14 protein-coding genes are annotated in these 19,640 nt (G+C 57.7%); 5 read left to right on the forward strand and 9 right to left on the reverse strand.

The features are described from left to right. Positions 1-1,055 (forward strand): zinc-dependent metalloprotease (locus HMPREF3130_RS08840; RefSeq protein WP_246815138.1); only part of this gene is annotated, 1,055 nt, incomplete at its 5' end. 4 nt (positions 1,056-1,059) lie between these two features. Here the strand turns inward: HMPREF3130_RS08840 and HMPREF3130_RS08845 are convergent. After that, positions 1,060-1,590: a YgjP-like metallopeptidase domain-containing protein gene (locus HMPREF3130_RS08845; protein ID WP_016422236.1), complete on the reverse strand. Its 531-nt coding sequence runs from the start codon at positions 1,588-1,590 to the stop codon at positions 1,060-1,062. A gap of 68 nt (positions 1,591-1,658) precedes the next feature. On the opposite strand from HMPREF3130_RS08845, the gene HMPREF3130_RS08850 reads away from it, so the two are divergent. Then, the gene (locus HMPREF3130_RS08850) at positions 1,659-2,594 is read left to right on the forward strand and encodes a TOMM precursor leader peptide-binding protein (RefSeq protein ID WP_049191098.1); all 936 of its coding nucleotides are present in this window, start codon (positions 1,659-1,661) and stop codon (positions 2,592-2,594) included. 26 nt (positions 2,595-2,620) lie between these two features. Here HMPREF3130_RS08850 and HMPREF3130_RS08855 read toward each other — a convergent pair whose 3' ends face one another. The 7 genes from HMPREF3130_RS08855 to HMPREF3130_RS08885 form a co-directional block, all read right to left on the reverse strand. Next, the gene (locus HMPREF3130_RS08855; RefSeq protein WP_070429882.1) at positions 2,621-4,690 is read right to left on the reverse strand and encodes an ATP-dependent DNA helicase UvrD2; all 2,070 of its coding nucleotides are present in this window, start codon (positions 4,688-4,690) and stop codon (positions 2,621-2,623) included. Positions 4,691-4,809: 119 nt separating this feature from the next. Continuing rightward, positions 4,810-5,877 carry a potassium channel family protein gene (locus HMPREF3130_RS08860; protein ID WP_049182182.1) on the reverse strand — a complete coding sequence of 356 codons (1,068 nt, stop codon included), beginning with the start codon at positions 5,875-5,877 and terminating at the stop codon, positions 4,810-4,812. Positions 5,878-5,992: 115 nt separating this feature from the next. Then, positions 5,993-9,487: an ATP-dependent helicase gene (locus tag HMPREF3130_RS08865; protein ID WP_070429783.1), complete on the reverse strand. Its 3,495-nt coding sequence runs from the start codon at positions 9,485-9,487 to the stop codon at positions 5,993-5,995. A gap of 2 nt (positions 9,488-9,489) precedes the next feature. After that, positions 9,490-12,840 (reverse strand): ATP-dependent helicase, encoded by a 3,351-nt coding sequence (locus tag HMPREF3130_RS08870; RefSeq protein ID WP_246815139.1) that lies wholly within the window; start codon positions 12,838-12,840, stop codon positions 9,490-9,492. Between the two features lie 104 nt (positions 12,841-12,944). Further along, positions 12,945-13,796, reverse strand: coding sequence for a TIGR02569 family protein (locus tag HMPREF3130_RS08875; RefSeq protein ID WP_048733339.1), 852 nt, complete (start codon positions 13,794-13,796; stop codon positions 12,945-12,947). 9 nt (positions 13,797-13,805) lie between these two features. After that, a complete protein-coding gene (locus HMPREF3130_RS08880) occupies positions 13,806-14,714 on the reverse strand; it encodes a DUF3152 domain-containing protein (protein WP_049172838.1) in 909 nt (302 codons plus the stop codon). Further along, positions 14,714-14,938, reverse strand: coding sequence for a DUF3107 domain-containing protein (locus HMPREF3130_RS08885; RefSeq protein ID WP_042388469.1), 225 nt, complete (start codon positions 14,936-14,938; stop codon positions 14,714-14,716). The genes HMPREF3130_RS08880 and HMPREF3130_RS08885 overlap by 1 nt, the downstream gene beginning before the upstream one ends. A gap of 94 nt (positions 14,939-15,032) precedes the next feature. Between HMPREF3130_RS08885 and HMPREF3130_RS08890 the strand changes: the two genes are divergently transcribed. Beyond that, a complete protein-coding gene (locus HMPREF3130_RS08890; protein ID WP_049191109.1) occupies positions 15,033-16,397 on the forward strand; it encodes a DEAD/DEAH box helicase in 1,365 nt (454 codons plus the stop codon). 68 nt (positions 16,398-16,465) lie between these two features. Then, a complete protein-coding gene (locus HMPREF3130_RS08895; protein ID WP_070429785.1) occupies positions 16,466-17,797 on the forward strand; it encodes an Rv3212 family protein in 1,332 nt (443 codons plus the stop codon). On the opposite strand, the gene HMPREF3130_RS08900 is transcribed toward HMPREF3130_RS08895, so the two are convergent. Beyond that, positions 17,794-18,252, reverse strand: a complete 459-nt coding sequence (locus HMPREF3130_RS08900) for a hypothetical protein (RefSeq protein ID WP_246815140.1) — start codon at positions 18,250-18,252, stop codon at positions 17,794-17,796. The genes HMPREF3130_RS08895 and HMPREF3130_RS08900 overlap by 4 nt on opposite strands. Positions 18,253-18,352: 100 nt before the next feature. Here HMPREF3130_RS08900 and HMPREF3130_RS08905 point away from each other — a divergent pair, with 100 nt between their 5' ends. Further along, positions 18,353-19,459, forward strand: coding sequence for a diacylglycerol/lipid kinase family protein (locus HMPREF3130_RS08905; protein WP_240593296.1), 1,107 nt, complete (start codon positions 18,353-18,355; stop codon positions 19,457-19,459). Positions 19,460-19,640: the final 181 nt, after the last annotated feature.

Below are 19,640 nucleotides of genomic sequence, written 5' to 3' on the forward strand. Positions count from 1 at the left end.
CCTCCCTGCCGGCTGGTGTCAACCGCGTAGAAGCGTGGAATAGCCTGCAGTGGTTGGAGAACACCAAGTCGACATGGACTCGCCTTGTCGATCCCGTCGCCAGCCGCATGAGTGATGCCTCCCTCGAGGGTGTTCCAGAGGAAGCTCGCGAGATGATGGGGCCGATGCTGGGCATCATGCGCCAGATGAACTCGATGAGTTTCGGTACTCAGCTAGGAAATGCGCTGGCGGAGTTGGCACAGACGAGCCTGACTGGTTCTGACCTCGGGCTGCCGCTACACACCACTGGTGCGGCGGTACTGCTGCCAACGCATCTCGTCGCTCTCGCGGAGGAACTCGAGGTTCCAGCGCGCGATCTGTTTATCTACGCCACTGCCCGCGAAGCTGCCCACCAACGTCTCTTCGACCGCGTGCCATGGCTGGCTGAACGCATGATTTCCTCTGTCGAGGAATACGCTGCCGGCATCGTCATCGATTACTCGGCGATTGAAGAGGCCGCCCGCGGTCTGGATATTGAGAACATGCAGGATCCGCAGCGTATGCAGGAGGCTATGAGCGAGCTGCAGAATATGGATCTGAGCCCGAAGATTCGTTCTCGTAACGAGAATGCTCGTACTCGTTTCCAGACGCTGCTAGCACTGGTCGAGGGATGGGTGGACATGGTTGTCACCGATGCCCTCGGTGAGCGTCTATCGGGTGCCGCACAGCTGGATGAAGCCTGGCGTCGTCGCCGCGCCACCGAAGGTGCTGAACAGGCGCTGGAGAAAGCCACCGGCATTGACCTCGGATCCCCCAAGGTGCGTGAGGCAACCAACTTGTGGCACCGTCTGACCACCGCTGTGGGCATCGAGCGACGCGACAAGGTCTGGGATCACCCGGACTTCCTGCCCGTGGCAGAGGATTTGGATGAACCCGCGGCCTTTATTGATTCGGTCCTTGGCGGCTCGGAAAACGATGACTTCGACCCGATCGCAGAGCTTGAAGAGCAGCTGCGCAAAGAGGCCGAAAAGCGCGCGGCTGAGGGCAACGACAGTGACGCCGACGACGATAAGTAGCGAGTTAGCTCTGGGTTCCCCAGCGTTGATACGCCTCTAAATAGCCCCGTGCCCGTTCGTGGTACGGGGCTTTTGCCGCCCAATACCAGAACTCTTCGGTATGACCACCGTCGACGAAAGTGTGCACCAGTTCGTGCACAATGACATCGTCGAGGACGTACCCCGGGACGTCGGCAAGCCTGTGCGAAATGCGAATGCGCCCAGGACTATCGACACCGCCGGTGACGGATGCCCACCTGCGCGACATGTTCTTGACCCATTTGATTGACTCGAACCGCGGGCGATCTTCCAGCACCGTACGAGAGAGCAGCCGTGCGCGGCGCTCCAGCTCGGAATTATCCAGGTTGCTGCCAACTTTCTTCCGCACTCGCGCAACAATTTCATTGACCTGCTGTTTTTCCGCAGCGGCGCTGAGATCGTCCGGAACCATGACAATGATCCGGTTTCCCTCCGCGCGGGCGGACACAGTACGGCGGCGGCGCTTCGAGCGCCGAACCTCAACATCCGGGCCGTACTCAGGTCGCTTGGTGCTCATGCTTTTTAAGCGTATATGCTCTGCGCTGCGATTGCGTAAAAGCTGGCCCCGGGGTAAAAGATATTTTTATGGGGGAATACAGGGATACGTCTCGGGGGCGGGATGGTACGGCTGGCGTAATAGGTTCGGACGCACCCGCGGCACAAACACTTGCCGCGCCTGCCACGGACTACGCGCTGCGGCCGGAGGTACCGATTGTCATGCGCCCAGGCGCGCGGATTCAGTTCGGCGTGGAACCGGAGCGCAGCATGATTCTGCCGCTTTCCGACGGCACCCCGCCGGGGCCTGTCTTCTCGGCGCTTCTTGCAGCTCATAGAGGTAGCACCTTAAGCGAGGCCTTTACTGACAGTCACGACAAACTGTCACCGCAGTTCATTACCGCACTTATCTCCGACCTTCACCGAGCCGCACTGGTCCAAAAACCACCGACACGGCGGAGGATTACGCTGATTGGTCGGGACAGCTTGCGCACCGGACTTTTAAAGGAGCTTCGTCGCACGGGTTGTGGTAGTTGGACGACGGCAATGTCGCCCACCCGCAATGCGACGCTGAAAATATCTCAATCCACACCGGAAGAGATCGGGCTCGCGGTGGTCACGGGCATGGAAGTACCGAGCATGCCCTTGGTTCGCGCTCTGTTTCATCGTGGAATTGAGCATCTGCACACGCATTTCCGCGATGGGGCACTGATTCTTGGGCCACTTGTTCAACCAGGTCAAGGACCCTGCTCGATGTGTTTCGAAGCTTATCGACGAGACCGCGACCCCGTCCGGGCACTGATTGCGCTACAGCTTCGCACTTTTACGCCCGTGGCCGCACCGGAATGGCTGAACACAGCGGTGCCACTGTTGGTTGGGCAGCTGCGGCGGCCGGATCTCTCAGATCTATGTGCAACGGAGGTGCGCATAGATCTGGAAAGCCTCGATATCACTCGCACTACTGTTGCTCCCCACCCGCAGTGCCCAGTGTGTGGTCATGGAAACTCGCAGATGCAGTTCATGTAATTCGAAGTGCCTTGAGCAGAATCTGACTAGGAATTCACGAAAGAATTGACGATTCCCAAGATGCCTTCGCCGAAATGATTGAGCTTCGCTTCTCCAATTCCGGGAATCTGCAGAAGTTCCTCCGGCGTAGTCGGCTGCTGCTCACCGATGGCCAGAAGGGTCGCATCGGAGAAGATTACGAATGCGGGGACCGTCATTTCCCTCGACATTTCCAAGCGCCATGCACGCAATGCTTCCAGTAGTGCAGGATCCGCACTGACTGGGCACTCTTCACAACGCCCTGAAATCCGCTCGGCATCGGTGTGCAATGGCTTAGTACAGCCCTTGCACTGTTTGGACTGCTGACGCTTACTGCGGGAACTAGAGCTCCTTGAGCTTCGCTGTGCCTCAGCCGAGTAGTCAGAGACATCAATGTCGAGTTCATCGAGGAATCGTGTGCGGCGACGTGACCTGCGGCCGCCTTCTGTCCGCGACAATGACCAAGATAGCTCCAGATGTTCGCGGGCTCGGGTAATGCCGACATAGAACAGACGGCGCTCTTCTTCGATGGCTTCCGCCCCCTGCGCAGGAGAACGGTCGAATTTATTCAGCGCATGTTGGATAGGCAGCGAACCGTCGGTAAGCCCAACGAGGAACACCGCATCCCACTCCAGCCCCTTGGCTGCATGCAGGCTAGCCAGCGTCACGCCATCCAGCGTCGGTGGATGTTTGGCCTGCTGCCGAGTGTGCAATTGGCCGAGGAGCGCCTGGATATTGACCTCGGTGTTGGCATGAACGATGTCCTTACACAGGTCGAATAGGGCGCGCAGTGACTGCCAACGTTCCCTGGCACCAGTGCCTTCCGGCTCTTGGTCAGTCATGCCAAGACCCGCGAAAACCTGCTTGACCAAATCCAACAGATTCGTGCCCTGCAATGTCGGAACAGTCCGTGAGGAACGGGAAACTCGCACAAGTGCTGCGATGGCATCGCGGATCTCGGGACGCTGGTAGAAACCGTCCCCGCCACGAACCTGGTAGGCGACTCCTACCTCGGACAAAGCCTGCTCAAAAACTGCGGACTGTGCGTTAATCCGGTACAAAACGGCAATCTCCGATGCCGGCGTACCCGCGTCGATAAGTCGCTTGATGCTGCGCGCGGTCGCGCGAGCTTCCATTGGCTCATCGTCGTACTGATTGAAAGTCGGCTCCGGGCCGTCTTCACGCTGCCCAATCAGCTTCAGCCGCGAGCCGGCGATACGTCCCTGCGCACGGCCGATGACATTGTTAGCCAGACCGACGACCTGTGGGGTCGATCGGTAGTCCCGCTGCAGGCGGACCACTGTGGCTTCCGGGTAGTCCCGAGAGAAGTTCATCAGGTATTGCGGAGTCGCGCCTGTGAAAGAGTAAATCGTCTGGTTGGCGTCCCCGACAACTGTCAGGTTGTCACGGTCTCCCAGCCAGGCGTTGAGAACTCGCTGCTGTAACGGGGTGACATCCTGGTACTCATCGACGACGAAGCACCGATACTGGTTGCGGAATTCCTCCGCCACTGCACGGGAATTCTCCATCGCACCGGCGGTGTGAATGAGTAGGTCGTCGAAGTCGAGCAATAGCCCGTCCGGGGTGGTTTTTATGTCCTCGTAAGCGCGATAGCAATCGACAATTTTCTCCGCAGACAGAGGCGCCGTGCGCCCATGCTCCCGCAGCGCGGCTTGGTACTGATCCGCACCGGCCAGAGTGGCCTTCGCCCACTCAATCTCGCCCATGACATCTCGGATTGTTTCCTTAGAGGTGTCCAGGCCCACTCGACGTACTGCTTGGGCGACAACACGGAATTTCTTGTCATCCAACAGCTGCCAGGGCATATCACCGGCGACTTGGGGCCAGAAGTAGCGCAGCTGGCGAAGTGATGCCGAGTGGAAAGTGCGCGCCTGGACTCCAGGCGTTCCCATCTTTGCCAGGCGGTCGCGCATCTCCCCTGCGGCACGCGAGGTAAATGTCACCGCTAATACCTTTTGCGGCTGCACAAACCCCTGGTCAATGAGGTACTTGATGCGATGAGTAATTGTTCGGGTCTTACCTGTACCGGCTCCGGCAAGAATGCACACCGGCCCCATCGGAGCCGTGGCTGCCTCACGCTGATCTGGATCCAGCCCAGCTAGATATTCCGGCTCGTTCACATCCGCCTCTGAGTAAGTCAAAAGTTGTTAGACCCCATTTTTAAACTTGTCGAGTGCTATTCGTCATTGCTGTAGACACGGCGGACGTACAGCAGCCGGTCGCCTGGCTCCACCGATTCACACTCCGGTGAATCAATTCGGTACAGCTCACCCGAGCGCACCACACCGAGTGCAATATCCGCGAGGTGCCGTGGGCTGGCACCGATTTCCTCTTCGGTGACGAGCCTCTCTGCAACAGAGAATCCTTCATCCGGGCTCAGGAGGTCTTCCATCATCTCCACCACCGAAGGAGTCACCGTGGCCAGCCCCAGCATTCGGCCGGCGGTTTCAGAAGAAATGACCACTTGGTCTGCACCTGACTGCGTCAACAAGTGGCGGTTTTCTGATTCACGCACTGAAGCCACAATTGAGGCACCCGGTGCCAACTCGCGGACAGACAACGTGACCAGCACCGCTGTGTCATCTTTGTTCGGTGCAACGACTATAGAGCGGGCACGCTGAATACCAGCTAACTTCAGCACATCAGATTTAGTAGCCGACCCATGCACCGTCGCCAAGCCTTGATTCGAAGCGTGGTCGAGTGCTTCCTTGTCCGTATCAATAACAACGATTTCTGCCGGATCTACGCCGTCCGCGAGAAGAGCTGCAATGGCAGAACGACCCTTGGTGCCGTATCCGATAACGACGGTGTGGTTGCGCAACTGTCTCCTCCAGCGCTGAATTTGCAGGGTTTTCCGAGACTCTTGGGTCAAAACGGTCAGAGTAGTACCGACCAAGAGAGCAAGGAAGGCCACACGCAGTGGCGTAATGATCAAAATATTGAGTAATCGAGCCCTCTGTGTGACCGGCGTGATGTCACCGTAGCCCGTCGTCGACAGGCTGACAGCCGAGTAATACACCGCATCGATGAAGGTGAGAGGCTCCGTGTATCCGTCGTGGTCGTAGTAGACCACGACGGATGCAATCAGCAGCAAAAACACGGCGTAGTTCAAACGACGTATGATTAGCCGCCAAGGATTCTTCGGCGCGGACTCAGGCAGACCAATGACTCCCAGCAGTGCATGCCCGGGAAGATCATTGAGCCCGGTTTCGTATCCCGAAGATTTCCGAATTGGATTACGCAACCGCTCCTCGCCTGCCTTTCATGAAAACTCCTCCCGGTGAAAAATAGCGCATACAAACTGCTGCTTTCACCTGGATAACTGGCCACGGCCACGCGGCAGTTACATACGTAGATGATTATCCAATCAGCTCGCGCATTTTCCTGTCTAACTCTATCCTGCTTGGCAGTAGCGCTTCATCTGGTATTAGCGTCCGTCCTGCCGAAACGTAGAAGAACCCGGCTTCAATGTCTTCGAGGGCAGTTTCCATTCCCATCTCGCGCAGCCTATCCGACCACGCCAGGCGGTAAATCGCCAGCTGTAGCGCCGCTACTTCCCTTTCCTTTCCGCGCGGCATCTGGCCTGTCTTCCAGTCAATGACGCTCCACTTCCCGTTGTCGTTAAACACCGCGTCGATTCGGCCGACGACCCGCCTCTGCCCGATGGCAATTTCAAACGGCACCTCTACATGCGTTGGCGTGCGGTCAGCCCACTCAGATGCCTCGAAATTCGCCTTCAATTTCTCCAGTTCGCGTTCGGACGCGACTTGTTCTGTGCCGAGGAAGTCATCCAGTTGATCCCCGAAGAGATCCTCATCGTCCAGCAGACTGTGTGCACCGAAGCGATTCTCCAACCAAGCGTGGAATGCCGTACCTCGGCGCGCGAATCGGTTTGGCTTAAACGGCACCGGGCGTGCTTTCCGACGAGCAAACGCGACCGGATCCGCAATCATCGCTTGGTATTCGCTAGTGGACATGCTTGTCGGCATTGGTAGATGAATCTCCGCGGCCTTAGCTCGAAGGATTTCATCCACGAGAATGGTCGTTTCCGTTTCCCATACCTCAGACAGGTCACCTGCAATGGGGCGCTCATCCTGGTCTTCGCCCATGTAGCGCATGACGCTTTCGGCTGCTCGCTGCACACTATCTCGGCGGTTGCCCAGGGTATCGACGGGCCAGACCACCCCATCAACCGCAGTGTCGCAGTCCAAATCGACTTCAGTGTCCTCTACCTCAGGGTCCTCCCCATCTGTCCACGACACCACATAGTCACTGAATTGAGTGGCGATGGCTGCGAAGTCCGCCGACACGTCGGTGGGTTTCTTCAAGCTCGGATTAGGCCGCCTGCTTGCAGTGACAATGAGCTTTTTCGCGGAGCGAGTCATGGCAACGTAGAAGAGGCGCTGTTTTTCTTCCCTCTCCACTTCTCGCAGCTCTTCCTTGTAGGCTTTGATCACCTTGTTGAGGTCGGTCTGGTTATCGGTGCCTGATATGTCCAGTTCGGGGGCGTTGCTATCGACAGAATCAGCGACAGGAGCCCAATCGCCTGCTGCAAGCTGCGTTGCATCCTCTGTTGTTTCCGCACTAGCCGTTAGCGGATCCACTTGAGTAATTGCGCCAGGAGGAAGCTGAACTGAATTGGTGAGCCACGATGACAAATCAACTCTGTCGAACTTGCTAGTGGTGATGCCCGGAACAGCAACGGTTTCCCACTCCAAGCCCTTTGACTTGTGCATAGTCATGATTTGGACACAGTTTTCCGGCATGTTCATAGGTGCCCGTTCCAAGCCATCATCGTGTTCGACAGCGAATTCCAGATAGTTCAAAAACCCTGTCACATCGTCCGAGATATTTTGAGAATACGTCGCAGCGATATCGACAAACCGATCCAGATGTGCAGTCGTCGGCCTGGTTATCGCGGTAGCGGAACCGTACTGTCCGGCCGCTGCTTCTACGCGAATTCCAAACTCAGTAGCGATGTCCTCGACCAGTTCCGGCAGAGGCTTATTCAGCGAGAACCGGCGTAGTTTTCGTAGGCTTGCACCCAACTGTGCGATGCGCACCATTGCTTCATCTGTGTAGTTCAGTGACTCGCTGCAGACCAACCGCCCATTTTTTTCCACACTGCCGCGCGCCAGCGGGGTGCCGTCGTAAAAACGAATATCCGGGTCGGCGATGGCGTGCCCCAGCCCCACCGCGGACGATGCTGCTTCGGCATCTTCCACGAGCTTGTCATACTGGCGAGCGAGCTGGGAAAGCGGTGAGGAGTCTGAAGTCTCTTCGACGTTGCCCTTCTTGCGGGCCAACTCGTCCTTTCCTGTGATTGCCAGCTGATCTACACGAGTGCGAAGTGCCTCCACGTCTGCGGCACCCAAATTGAACTGTGGGCTGAGTAGCAGACGCAGAGCATCCTGGTCTGAACTGGGGTCGACCAATATCTTCATCACCGAGGTGATATCCATGACCTCGGGCAAGTGCAGCAATCCAGCGAGTCCCACAATGATTGCAGGCACACCCCGCTCAGACAGTGCATCTAAATAGACAGCCGATTCAGCATTTGTCCGAACCAGGATGGCAGCATCGAGCTTGTTGCCAGCTGCTTCACATTCGCGTAATTGCGCCTCCATGCAATCTGCGATGTATGCAACTTCTTCCTCACCGGTTGCAGTGAAAGCAAGCTGCACCTCGCCCTGACCTGCTTTTGGCCCCGCATCCAGTGCCTCTACCGTACGAGCCTGCCCCGCAAAAGCACGGTCGGAGACTGCGTTAGCAAGCTGCAGCACTGACTGCGGGTTTCGCCAAGAAATGGTCAGTTGCTTTTTCTCCGCTGGCTGCCCATCCGACCGCGGAAAATCATTGACAAACTGCACAAGGTTTTCGGCCGTTGCTCCTCGCCAGCCATAAATTGCCTGCATCGGATCGCCGACAGCGGTGACACAACCACCGGAGAACAGCGCACGCAGGAACAGCCGCTGTGTGTGCGACGTGTCCTGGTACTCGTCGAGCATGATGATCTTAAAGCGACGCCGCTCCTCCTCCCCGACTTCCGCGAAGTCGGTGGCTAGCCGGGCCGCACGAGCCATCTGCATACCAAAGGTGGCTACATTTTCTTCATTGCACCGAGCTCGAACCTGCTCTACCAGCGGCAAAATCTCTAATCTCTCCCGCTGCTTATCGACGATGCCCTGTAGATCGCCAATTAGCCCCTCGCGTTTACCCTTCTGCGGGGTCTGCTCAATATTGCTGATGAACGCTTCGGTTTCCTCGCGAATCGCCTGCGGAGTAGACAAGTTTGAGTCGATGTTCGACCCCAGCTCAATAATGCGACTGGCCAGCGTTGATGGCGCAATATCGACATCAATTTCGGTCACATTGCGAGCTGTTTCCCAGGCCAACTGCCACTGCGTCGCGCCATCCATAATGGTGACCCCCGGCTCCGTCGGCAGCAAAAGACCATAATTGCTCACGACTTCAGAGGCATAGGCATCGTAAGTAAGCGTGGTTGGGGCAATGACCTCGAGGCTTGCTAGCACCTCTGGTGAAGCTTGTGCACGAAATGCAGCGGAAGAAGCAAGCGCATTCAGCTGTTGGCGGATACGGACGCCGAGCTCGCGCGCTGCCTTCCTGGTGAAGGTCAAACCTAGAACTTCTTCTGGGCGGATAAAGCCGTTGGCGACCAACCACACAACACGGGCAGCCATTGTCGCTGTTTTACCAGCACCGGCACCGGCGACAACAAGCATTGGTTCCATCGGTGCACCGATTACCGCCGCTTGTTGCGGGGTGGGCGGAAAGTCCTGCCCCATCATCTCCGACAGGGTGACGGGATCAATGATGGTTCGTTCCTCCGACATGACTACCGATTCCCTTCTGCTGCCGGGCACGCCTTCGAAAGCGTGCAGAACTTGCAATGATCACCAGCGAGCGCCAAGGCACGCGGGCCAGACGTCGCACGTGCTACCTGCTCTACGCGACGCTCCCAGTCAGCCAACTTGTCTTCCGTGAGCTTTGACTGTTCGCGGCTAGTGATAATGGTCTTATTGTGTGACTTTCGCGGAAATACCAGGTATGCCCCAGATTGTTCAATGCCTTCGCCGTTGTCCACAGCGAGCCCATCTCCGCTTTCAACGAGCTTCCCCTTCGACAGCGCCAGTTGATATGTAGCTAGCTGTGCGTGTCCTTCTACTTCTTTACCGGAGGGCGCTGTCTTACCGGTTTTAATATCGACGATTTGAACTGCACCATCAGCGTCTTCAATCAACCGGTCGATTCGTCCGACAATCACGATGTCATCGTTGATGTTGACATTTACTGGGACCTCGGTTCCGATATCTTTCTTAGTCTCAATCCACCGCTGCCAATCCTCCAGCCCGGTCAACCAGGTCTCTTCCTCAGTACGCTTACGCCACTCCGGATCATCGGACAGGTCCCCAAAAACACGCCGGATCTCAGACTGAGCCTCAGGCACAGTCACTCCCTTGGCGACTGCTTCTACCGCCTGATGCAGTAGAGAGCCCAGATACATGGCCGATGTCGGTGCTGATTTATCCAACATGGCCTTCAACGGACAACTCAGGGTTGCTTCCACCTTGGAGGGATTGATCCTCATCGGCTTCTTGTCATTTACCGGCTTCGAAGTCGACGGTGCACGGAGCCCCCACCAGGTGTCTGGATGTGCGCCAGCAACCTCAACCTGCGCCAATCGCGCGAGTTGACGTGCAGCTTGTCGACGCCGCGTCTCAGTCTCCGCATCGTCCACAACGGCTGCACGCAGTTCTGCCAGCAGTGACTCCACAGAGAGCACCCGTGGCAGGCCTTCACCGGCCCATGCGACATCTTCTGCCTCTGCAACATCCGGATTGCCGGCGTTTGCTTCATTAGCCGTAGCCCCGACTCCGTTCGCAGACGACGATGCTTCCGACTGTTTCACCAGCTCCGTCACCGAATTACCGAGCTTTTCAACGAGCTCGATAATAAACGGACTGGGAACTCCAACATCGTCAGGAGAATCGACTGCGGTCAGCAGTACCCTGTCGCTCGCCCGTGATACCGCGACGTGCAGCAAACGACGTTCCTCCGCCAGCGCATCCGCCATGGAATTGATGTACTCCCGCGGCTCAATTCCGTGATCAACGAGACCGATGAACTCGTTCTGCTTCATCACCGAGCCAGTCACACCGAGGCTGGGCCACTGGCCTTCCTGGACTCCGACAACCGCTACTGCTTTCCACTGCCTGCCCAGAGCCGCATGGGCTGAGAGAATGCGCACGGCATCGCGCTCTACCCCGCTACGGTCACGTGCGCCGATGGGCAGCTCCTGCTCTTCCACAGAAGCGATAAAACCGTCAACCGTCAGTTTTGGATTCAGCTCCACACGGTCACCAGCAAAGTCGAACAGTGCCATCACAGCATCCAAATCGCGGTCAGCCGATGCGCCAGCTGTACCGCCGCGCAACGATGCCGCCACCAGATGGTCTGCCAAACCAGTGGACTGCCAAATTGCCCACAAAGTTGCTTCCACACCATCGCGCAACGCTTCACGAGCTGCGCTCAACAGATCCAGCGGCACCTGCAGCGCCTGACGTTCACGCTGCGACAGAGACTCAATAAGCTCCAGCTGTTCAGCTGTGAGTCCCTCTGCCTTCAAGATTCCGATGAGCTGAGTCATCGCGGCCCCGCCGAACAGGTCGGCCTTTCGGATTCCGCGCAGCAGACGCTCTTTGACAATCGGATCCATGTTGACCAATGGGCCGGAGAGGAACTCGTCCCACTCCACGTCATCGAGCGGGTTCATAGTTGCCCGCAACGCCACCATCAGCGCTCGCACCAATCGCTGATGACTTAGCACGATGTCCGTTGGGTCAATCTGCACAGGCACACCCGCACGCGACAACGCACGGAACAGAGAGGACTCCCCTGCACCGGACCGGACGATGACCGCCATATCCTTCCATGCCACTCCCTCGTCAATATGAAGGCGCCGGAAGTAGTCCGCGACTGTGGCTCGCTGTGCACGTTCAGAAGGATGAATAGCTATGCTTACTGCACTTTTAGCTGCGTACGAGTTTTCCGCTGCGACGGTATCGCTGTTGTTTCCAACTTCGGATTCACGAGCTTCCTGTGCTCCAACTGAACCGACAATGCCACGGTATGCAGGAGCCTTAGGCAAGCGCTGAGAAACTGCGTTGACTAAATCCGCGATATCAGCGTTACAGCGGTAAGACTGCTGCAAGTGGATTGCCTTGTACTCGACCTCACCAGTCCCCCGGAGATAGTCATTATTAGCACCGCGGAAATGGAATACCGATTGATCTTCATCACCAGTAATGACGGCTACGGCCGCCTGCGACACAAACCGATCCACAAGACGCGCAGCTTCCGGGGATAGGTGTTCAGCATCATCGACCAGCACCACCGACTTTCCCCACCGAGCCAGTGCTTGCGCGTCTGTATCCAGCTCCATCAATGCCGCAGAGACAATCTCTGCAGCGTTCAGGCTGGGCTCCCACGCCAACCGCATAGTCTGCTGATACTCCGCCATAAACTTGCCAGCCGCACACCACGACTCAATGCCATAGTCCACGCCGAGCTGCTGAAGCCTCGGGGCATCAATCCCCCGCTCAGCTGCACGCAGCAGAAAGTCACGAACCGCACGGGAAAAACCGACTAACGGAAGAGCCGGGCGCAACCGCTCTGGCCAATACGCACCACCATCTTCCGCATGACCGGCCAAAAGTTGCCGCACGACAGCATCTTGGCGTGCACCAGTGGTCAACGATGGTTCAGGCTCTCCCCGACTGACAGCGGCATCACGTACTACTGCATAGGCAAGCGAATGCACGGCACGCACCATGCCACCTTGACCTGCCCCGACCGAACCGCCTTCCCCCAGTTCAGAGGAAAAACGCCTGTCAATATCCCGCCTCAATTCCGCGGCGGCCTCTTTTGACTGTGACACCACCAAAATGCTGTCCGCCGGAATGCCCGCCTGCATGTAGTCCACCGCGAGATCTGCCAGCAGCGAACTCTTACCAGTCCCTGGGCCGCCTAAAACGCGCACAACAGACTGGTTTACAAGCTTGTTCTCTACCACGAGCGCCCGATTATGGGAAGGGAAAAGCGCCTCTACCGCAGTACCCAACCACTGCCGACGACGAGGAGGTTCCTCCTGGACGAACCGAACCTTCGGCATTCCATCTACGTTCATGTGCACCATTGTGGCACAACCTCCGGACCAATACTCGAACACCCATTCGAAGTAAGGAGAAAAATACCCCCGCCCCAAAAAACTCCCGTAAATACTGCCCGGCGTTACTTAGACACAAACGCGCGAACTAGCGAAGCCGCGCGGAACAGACCGCGATACGCACTCGGCTGCGATTCTGGACTAACAGCGTGGACAAAAAGTCGATAACACATCGCACGAACGAGCAACTGACCGAAATCCGGCAGGTGATCGAAGCGCCGCAGTAGCTCCTCATCAGCCCCCATCATGGACAGACAATCCACTGCCGCCAAGGCAGCTGTCCAACCACGGACATGCCACGCTGGCACGATATCGGTGAGAACCGGGGCGGCCGTGCCGTCGTAAAGCAGCGTGCCGACGAGGTCTGCGTGACAGACCTGCAGAAGCTCCGTTGGCACAACCATCTCTGCCCGCAGCTGGAGAAGATCACCGGAGATCGTGAGAGCCTCGGCACAATCGGCGCGGGGGACGCTATCCGCGTCGAGAAGCTGCTCGAGGATGCCGATTGGGTCAGAGTCCCAAGCTGCGCGATTACACATGACGAAGTAATCGGGCTCTTTATCAAGGAGGAACTGTGGCCGTTCAATACTGGCAAGCGACTCTTCCACGCGACCAGCGGCCACAATGGTTTCATCGGCACGTGGCGCGAATCCCCCCGGGATGAAATGACGAGCCTGCCACCCAGCAATGACTAAGCGGCCGTCACTGGTACGCACGGATTTCGCCACTCGGACGCCATCGACATCTAGCGCACTGCGAACCTTTGCAGACCACAGCGCCTGCGCCGAATTATGTACCGGCGAAAGGACAATGGAATCGTCGTAGACCCAGCCATTGTCCCAAGCTCGCCCGGCACGATGCGGCTCGCCCTCGGCACCAAAGGCCTCTAAAACACGGTCGGGAGGAGTGGCGATCATAATCTGCTACTACCTTGCTTTCTGAGTCGGTGCGGCCGTATCGTCGTCCGCCCCAAATGGGTACGGCCAGCCGTTGACAGAACACGTCTTACCATCGACCTGATAGACCTCGCTGCTGTCGATTTTGTGCAGTTCATCGTTCGACACGCTCAGGGTCTGCTGCATCATGATTGGCGCGATACCGCCGTCCCTCGGACAGGGCTCGTGAACCGCGTACCCAAGTCCGTGACCAACCTCGTGATTAATAAGGTATTGGCGATACAATCCCAGGTCCCCCTCAAAAGGCAGGGCACCTCGAACCCACCGGGCGATACTGACGACCACGCGCCCAGGCTCACCTTCCCGCTGCCCAGACAGGTAACAGGAGGTCTCCATTCCCAAGGTGTTGCCGCACAGCTGATGTGCGGTTCCAGTCGCGGAAAGCTGCACGACAATCGTCGGATCCTGGTCGCGAGGCACTGCCTCGAAAGAAAAATCTGGATTAGCTGTCCAGCCACGTGGATCGGCCAGAATCGAGTTCACCGTCTCTGCAAAGGCGCGCTCGCCACCAATCGAAGGAACATCAATGTTGTCTTCAATTTCCACGGAATACCTGACCGCATTGTCGCGCCCCTCCCCAACACGGGGATGCGCCACGGTAACATCTTTAAAATTTCCCGAGGGTTCCGTGGCAAAGGCCGGACCGGGTGGCAACTGCCCTCCCTCGTAACCATCACCGTATCCCTCACCGGGCACCGGACCAGGGCGACCATTGCCACTCTGCGAGGCGACAGTGCCAGTGCCGGAACCTGAAGAATCATCTTCAGCAGTGAAGATGTCGAAGAGAATGATGACTGTGAGCACCACAAGTACAGGGATGGCATAGGCTCGCCACCCCCAACTCCTTGCAATGCGTACGAGAAAGGGTTCTTGCGTCATTAGGCGAAGAAGCCAACCTTACGGTCTGCGTTATTACCGGTACGGACGTAGGCGACCTTGTCAGCATTAATCAGGTACTCCTGACCAGCGCCGTCGCTGAGCTCAATCACACCTTCGCCAGCAGCCAGCTTCTGGGAGATCGCAGCCTTGACCTCCTCGCCACCAGCGACGTTTTCAATGTTCAGCTCACGCGTATTGTCTGCAAATCCAATAGTGATGTCCATAGGTGACATCATAACCATTCCCAAAGCGGCTAGGATTAGAGAGACCGATTAAGCCGTCGTGTCACGTGAGGTTACAAACAGCAAAGGAGTCGCCGTGGCAGAGTCCCAGTCCCCGACATTCGTCGAATTGGGGGTCGCCGCGGAAATCTGCGACGCACTCGCCGACGAAGGAATCACCCGCACATTTGCCATCCAGGAACTGACGCTGCCCTTGGCGCTCGACGGCACGGACATCATCGGCCAAGCCCGTACTGGAATGGGAAAAACTCTTGGTTTTGGTGTCCCCCTTATTGACCGCGTCTTTGATGACGCCCGCATTCCAGAACCGGATGGCACTGCCCGCGCAATCATCATCGTCCCCACCCGTGAGCTATGTGTGCAGGTCGGCGAGGATTTGGCCCGCGCTGCGCACTCAACCAATCTGCGTGTGTGCACTATTTACGGTGGCCGCCCCTATGAGGAACAGATTGAACAGCTAGACCGCGGCGTGGACATCATCGTCGGTACTCCCGGCCGTCTCATCGATCTTTACCAGCGCAATAATCTAGAGCTGTCAGGCGTAAAGATTTTGGTTCTCGACGAGGCCGACGAGATGCTCGACTTGGGCTTCCTTCCGGACATCGAGAAGATTCTGGCTGCGGTGCCAGATGAACGTCAGACCATGCTCTTCTCGGCAACAATGCCGGGCCCAATTCTGACTCTCGCACGTACCTTTATGAATCGCCCGGTGCACATCCGCGCTGAATCAGGCGAGGAAGAGGCCACAGTCCACGAGACCACTAAACAGATTGTTTTCCAATCGCACCAGATGGATAAGGTCTCGGTCATTGCCCGCATCCTGCAAGCCAACGGTCGTGGTCGCACCATCATTTTTGCTCGCACGAAGCGCGGCGCCGCCTCGGTTGCTGAGCAGCTCGGCGAGCGCGGCTTCCTGGTCACCGCCGTCCACGGCGATATGGGCCAGCCTGCACGTGAGCGCTCGCTGACGGCGTTCCGCAATGGCGACGTCGACGTCCTGGTCGCAACCGATGTCGCGGCTCGCGGTATCGATATCGACGATGTCACCCACGTCATCAACCACCAGGTGCCCGATGACGAAATGACCTATGTCCACCGCATCGGCCGCACCGGCCGCGCGGGACACAGCGGTGTCGCCGTTACGCTCGTCGGCTGGGATGAAACCACAAAGTGGAAGGCTATTTCAGATGCTCTCGACCTGGACATGGCCGAGATTCCGACGTGGTTTTCCACCTCCCCCGAGCTCGCTGAAGCTCTAGACATCCCCGAGGGGATCGATGAGAAGGTCGGGCCAGCCCGCCCGGTGTTGGGTTCCAGACCACCTCGCGGGCGTGGCGGAAGAGGCCCGCGAAACAACCGCTCACAGGCTCATCATCGCAATCGCGGCCAAGGACGAAGCTCAAAGCGGGCCGGCCACTCCAATTCTCATCGTCGCAGCTAGGCCGCTGCGCGTGCCAACTCCCCGCCTCACCTCTCGCCACGACCACTCGTCGACAGGACATTCCAACCGTGCTGCAGTCACCACAAGCCAACGCTGAGCCCACCACTGCAGAGACCCGACTGCGCCGCAATCGAATCGCATCAGTAGTTCTCATCATCGCCGTAGTGCTAGTCGTCGGTTGGACATGGGTCGCTTCTCCGGCTCGTAAGGTCGATCGCACTGAATCCACGGCACCGACGAGCAGCACAGCGCAAGCCCCGGCCGCGAACGATCCGGAGGCAATGCCACATACTCTCCGGCCGGTGTGGTCCACTGAATCGTCGGCAAGCACAAGCACGCACACCATCTCCCCGGCGCCACTGGTGATGGACAACTCCCTCATCGTTGCTGAGAACAAGGGCGTGCGTGCTATCTCGCTTAACGACGGCACGGAGCGCTGGCACTATCGACGAGATATTCCGCTTTGTGCGCTCTCGGGCAGTGATGGCCAAGTTTTCGCGACTTTTCGTGGGGCAGCTGGCTGCGGTGAGACCGTTGCACTCAAGCCCGACTCGGGGCAGTATGTCGCGACCCGTAAATCGATTGCGGCTGACAGCCCTGCCGCCGTGCGCTCGAACTCATACGCGGGTGTCTACGACTCTGGATTCCTGGAGCTGTGGCGCTCTGACCTGGTCCGAGTAGTCGAGTACGGCAAGATTCCAGCGTCTCCGGAACCGAAGATGCAGCCGCATCCGGAGTGTTCGATTATCAGTGCGCTCACGCGCGTGGAGCTGCTGGCCGTCGTAAACAACTGCGATGGTCACGGGCGCCTGGTCATGCAGGCGGCAAATCCGGAGGAGTCTCGGAAACCGGAGGTCAAGAGCGATATTGACCTTGGTCCGGTAACTGCAGATATGTCACTGGTATCGATTGGCCAGGACACGGCGGCGGTACTGTCAGACAATCGCATCCGAGTTTTTCGTATGGACGGCACGATGCTGACTGAATTGGCGCTGGATGAGACTACCCTGCGCCCAGCACCGGCGGAAGCTAACTCCAACGGCGATGCCCCGCTTGCGCCTTTTACAACGGATCTTCCCCATCACATGACGTGGTGGTCGCCGCGTGGTTTACTAGGCTTCCGCCCGAGCACCCTGGCGCCGGATTTCGAGTTTCCTGAGGCCACAGGAACCCCAGCTCCATGGGGTGAGCATGTTTTCATGCCAGTCGCTGACGGAGTCGCGGTATTGAATGCCAAGACTCTCGAGATTATCGGCACACTCCCGTTGCCTGCAGCTGCGAAGTCCACTCATGCAAATAATGCGGACAAGCCGGAAGTGCCCGTGCGCCTTGCGGTTGTCGGTGACACGCTACTAGTTCAGCGCGGTGAGTCAGTCGACGCGTTCGCCATCGAAGCTTAGAAAGAGCGGGCAGCCCAATCAATCGCCTTCGGACTAAACATACAGGCCAGCGCAGCAATTGAAGCTGCCGCCGTCGGTAGAGCAAGCAGAAAAGCGCTCGAGCGGAACATGTAATAGGCCACGCCCAGCAAGCAGAGGTTGAGCATAATAATCGGCCCGCGCCCCCATCGGGCGCCACGCAGCAACATAATCGCACCAGCGAGAACAGCGCCGAAAATGAGAAGGAACCACAGCGCGGTACCCCAACCGGAAATGACCGCGGCCTCGTCGCGGTACCCCATCAAATCACGAATGAGAAGGAAAACCCCGTAGCCCAGACCGAGGGCACATTCGGCGACACCAATCCACGCACCGACCATAACAACCTGAGGTGCGGCGATCGGCCCGTCGGCTGCCGCAAGCTGGTCGGTAGTACGCGATTTGGGCGCATTGCTGCTGTTTTTCTGGTTACTCACGCCCTACATGTTAGCCCGGTGCGAACCGATGAATACACCCTGGAGGCATACCGGCTAATGCGCCCATCACAAGTCTGCTCATGCACTATTCTTGGTGCCTGTGCGTGCGTTGCTAATCTCCAATCCAAATTCGACCAGTAACACTGCTCGACGTATGCCCGGCGTTGTGCGGGCGCTTCGCTCGGTCGAGGGGATTCGCTTGACATCCATGTTTACCGCCTACCCTGGCCATGCTGCGGAAATGGTGGCGGGTAAAACGGTTCGCGATTACGACGTCATTATTTCTCTCGGCGGCGACGGAACCATTAACGAGATTGTCAATGGGCTCATGAACTCCAACCCATTCTCCGCACTGCCTGCCACTGACCTGCCTGTCATCGCGACAATTCCCACCGGCAGCGCCAACGTTTTGGCAGGTGCGTTGGGTATTCCCCGCGACCCCGTAGATGCCGCGTGGTACATCGCAAGTCTGCTGCGCTCCCGAACCCGCAGCACTATCAGCGTTGGACATGCAGCGGAGCGATGCTTCGTGGTCAATGCCGGTATCGGCATCGATGCGGAAGTCATTTCCACCATGGAACAGCTCCGACAAAACGGTACCCGCGCCAAAGCCGTGCGCTATTTGCCGGCAATTTTCACCGCATGGAATCAGTTGCGCAAAAGCCCGCCACAAATCACCGCAACTATCGACGGCACGGAGTTTGGCCGTGATCTCGCAATGGCCGTGGTGTCCAACTCCAATCCCTGGACATTCCTCGGCGACCTCCCCATCGTCACCAACCCCACTGTGTCCCTACGCAGAGGCCTGGGCTTTTATGGCTTCACTTCCCTGAGGGGAGTGACGGGACTTGTCGCCGCAGCCAATTTGGCCGGTTTCTTCACCCGACTGCGTTCCCCCTTCCACGTCGAAGCCCGCGAACGACGCGTCGACAACGCCCAGCACATCGAGCTCACCGCTACTGCCCCACTTCGTCTCCAGTTGGACGGCGAGTACATCAATCAGTGTGAGTCCCTCAACATCCGTGTTAAGCAAGGCGCTATCAATTTTGTGGCGCGTGCCGACGATTACACCGAGGACCAGTTCACCAAGAAAGTCGCTACCCGCCCCGTGGACGAGCGCTTGCTCGTTGTGGTGACCAAAAAGGTCATGGATCGCACACGCCGACTGTTCAGTACTAGCCAAAAGACCGAGGCAAACCCGGCTTAAACTGCAACTGTTTACTGACAAGCCAACAAAAATGCGCCATACACCCTCACTACTGCAATTACCAAAACTAAAATCACCCCCACAAGGGGCTAGTTTTGACCTGGCGTTTTAACCAAAACTTCACTTTTCTGTGAGGTTTGGCACTTTTATTCATTTTGCTCTTTACGAACCGCCCCAGTCG

Origin of the sequence: Corynebacterium sp. HMSC14B06, assembly GCF_001807075.1 — a bacterium.
Classification (GTDB): domain Bacteria; phylum Actinomycetota; class Actinomycetes; order Mycobacteriales; family Mycobacteriaceae; genus Corynebacterium; species Corynebacterium jeikeium_D.

Coding starts and splice junctions, on each gene's coding strand:
- HMPREF3130_RS08845 (WP_016422236.1), bottom strand. CDS start 1,590: ATGAGCACCAAGCGACCTGAGTACGGCCCGGATGTTGAGGTTCGGCGC.
- HMPREF3130_RS08880 (WP_049172838.1), bottom strand. CDS start 14,714: ATGACGCAAGAACCCTTTCTCGTACGCATTGCAAGGAGTTGGGGGTGG.
- HMPREF3130_RS08865 (WP_070429783.1), bottom strand. CDS start 9,487: ATGTCGGAGGAACGAACCATCATTGATCCCGTCACCCTGTCGGAGATG.
- HMPREF3130_RS08855 (WP_070429882.1), bottom strand. CDS start 4,690: ATGGGGCCGGTGTGCATTCTTGCCGGAGCCGGTACAGGTAAGACCCGA.
- HMPREF3130_RS08870 (WP_246815139.1), bottom strand. CDS start 12,840: ATGAACGTAGATGGAATGCCGAAGGTTCGGTTCGTCCAGGAGGAACCT.
- HMPREF3130_RS08850 (WP_049191098.1), top strand. CDS start 1,659: ATGGGGGAATACAGGGATACGTCTCGGGGGCGGGATGGTACGGCTGGC.
- HMPREF3130_RS08875 (WP_048733339.1), bottom strand. CDS start 13,796: ATGATCGCCACTCCTCCCGACCGTGTTTTAGAGGCCTTTGGTGCCGAG.
- HMPREF3130_RS08885 (WP_042388469.1), bottom strand. CDS start 14,938: ATGGACATCACTATTGGATTTGCAGACAATACGCGTGAGCTGAACATT.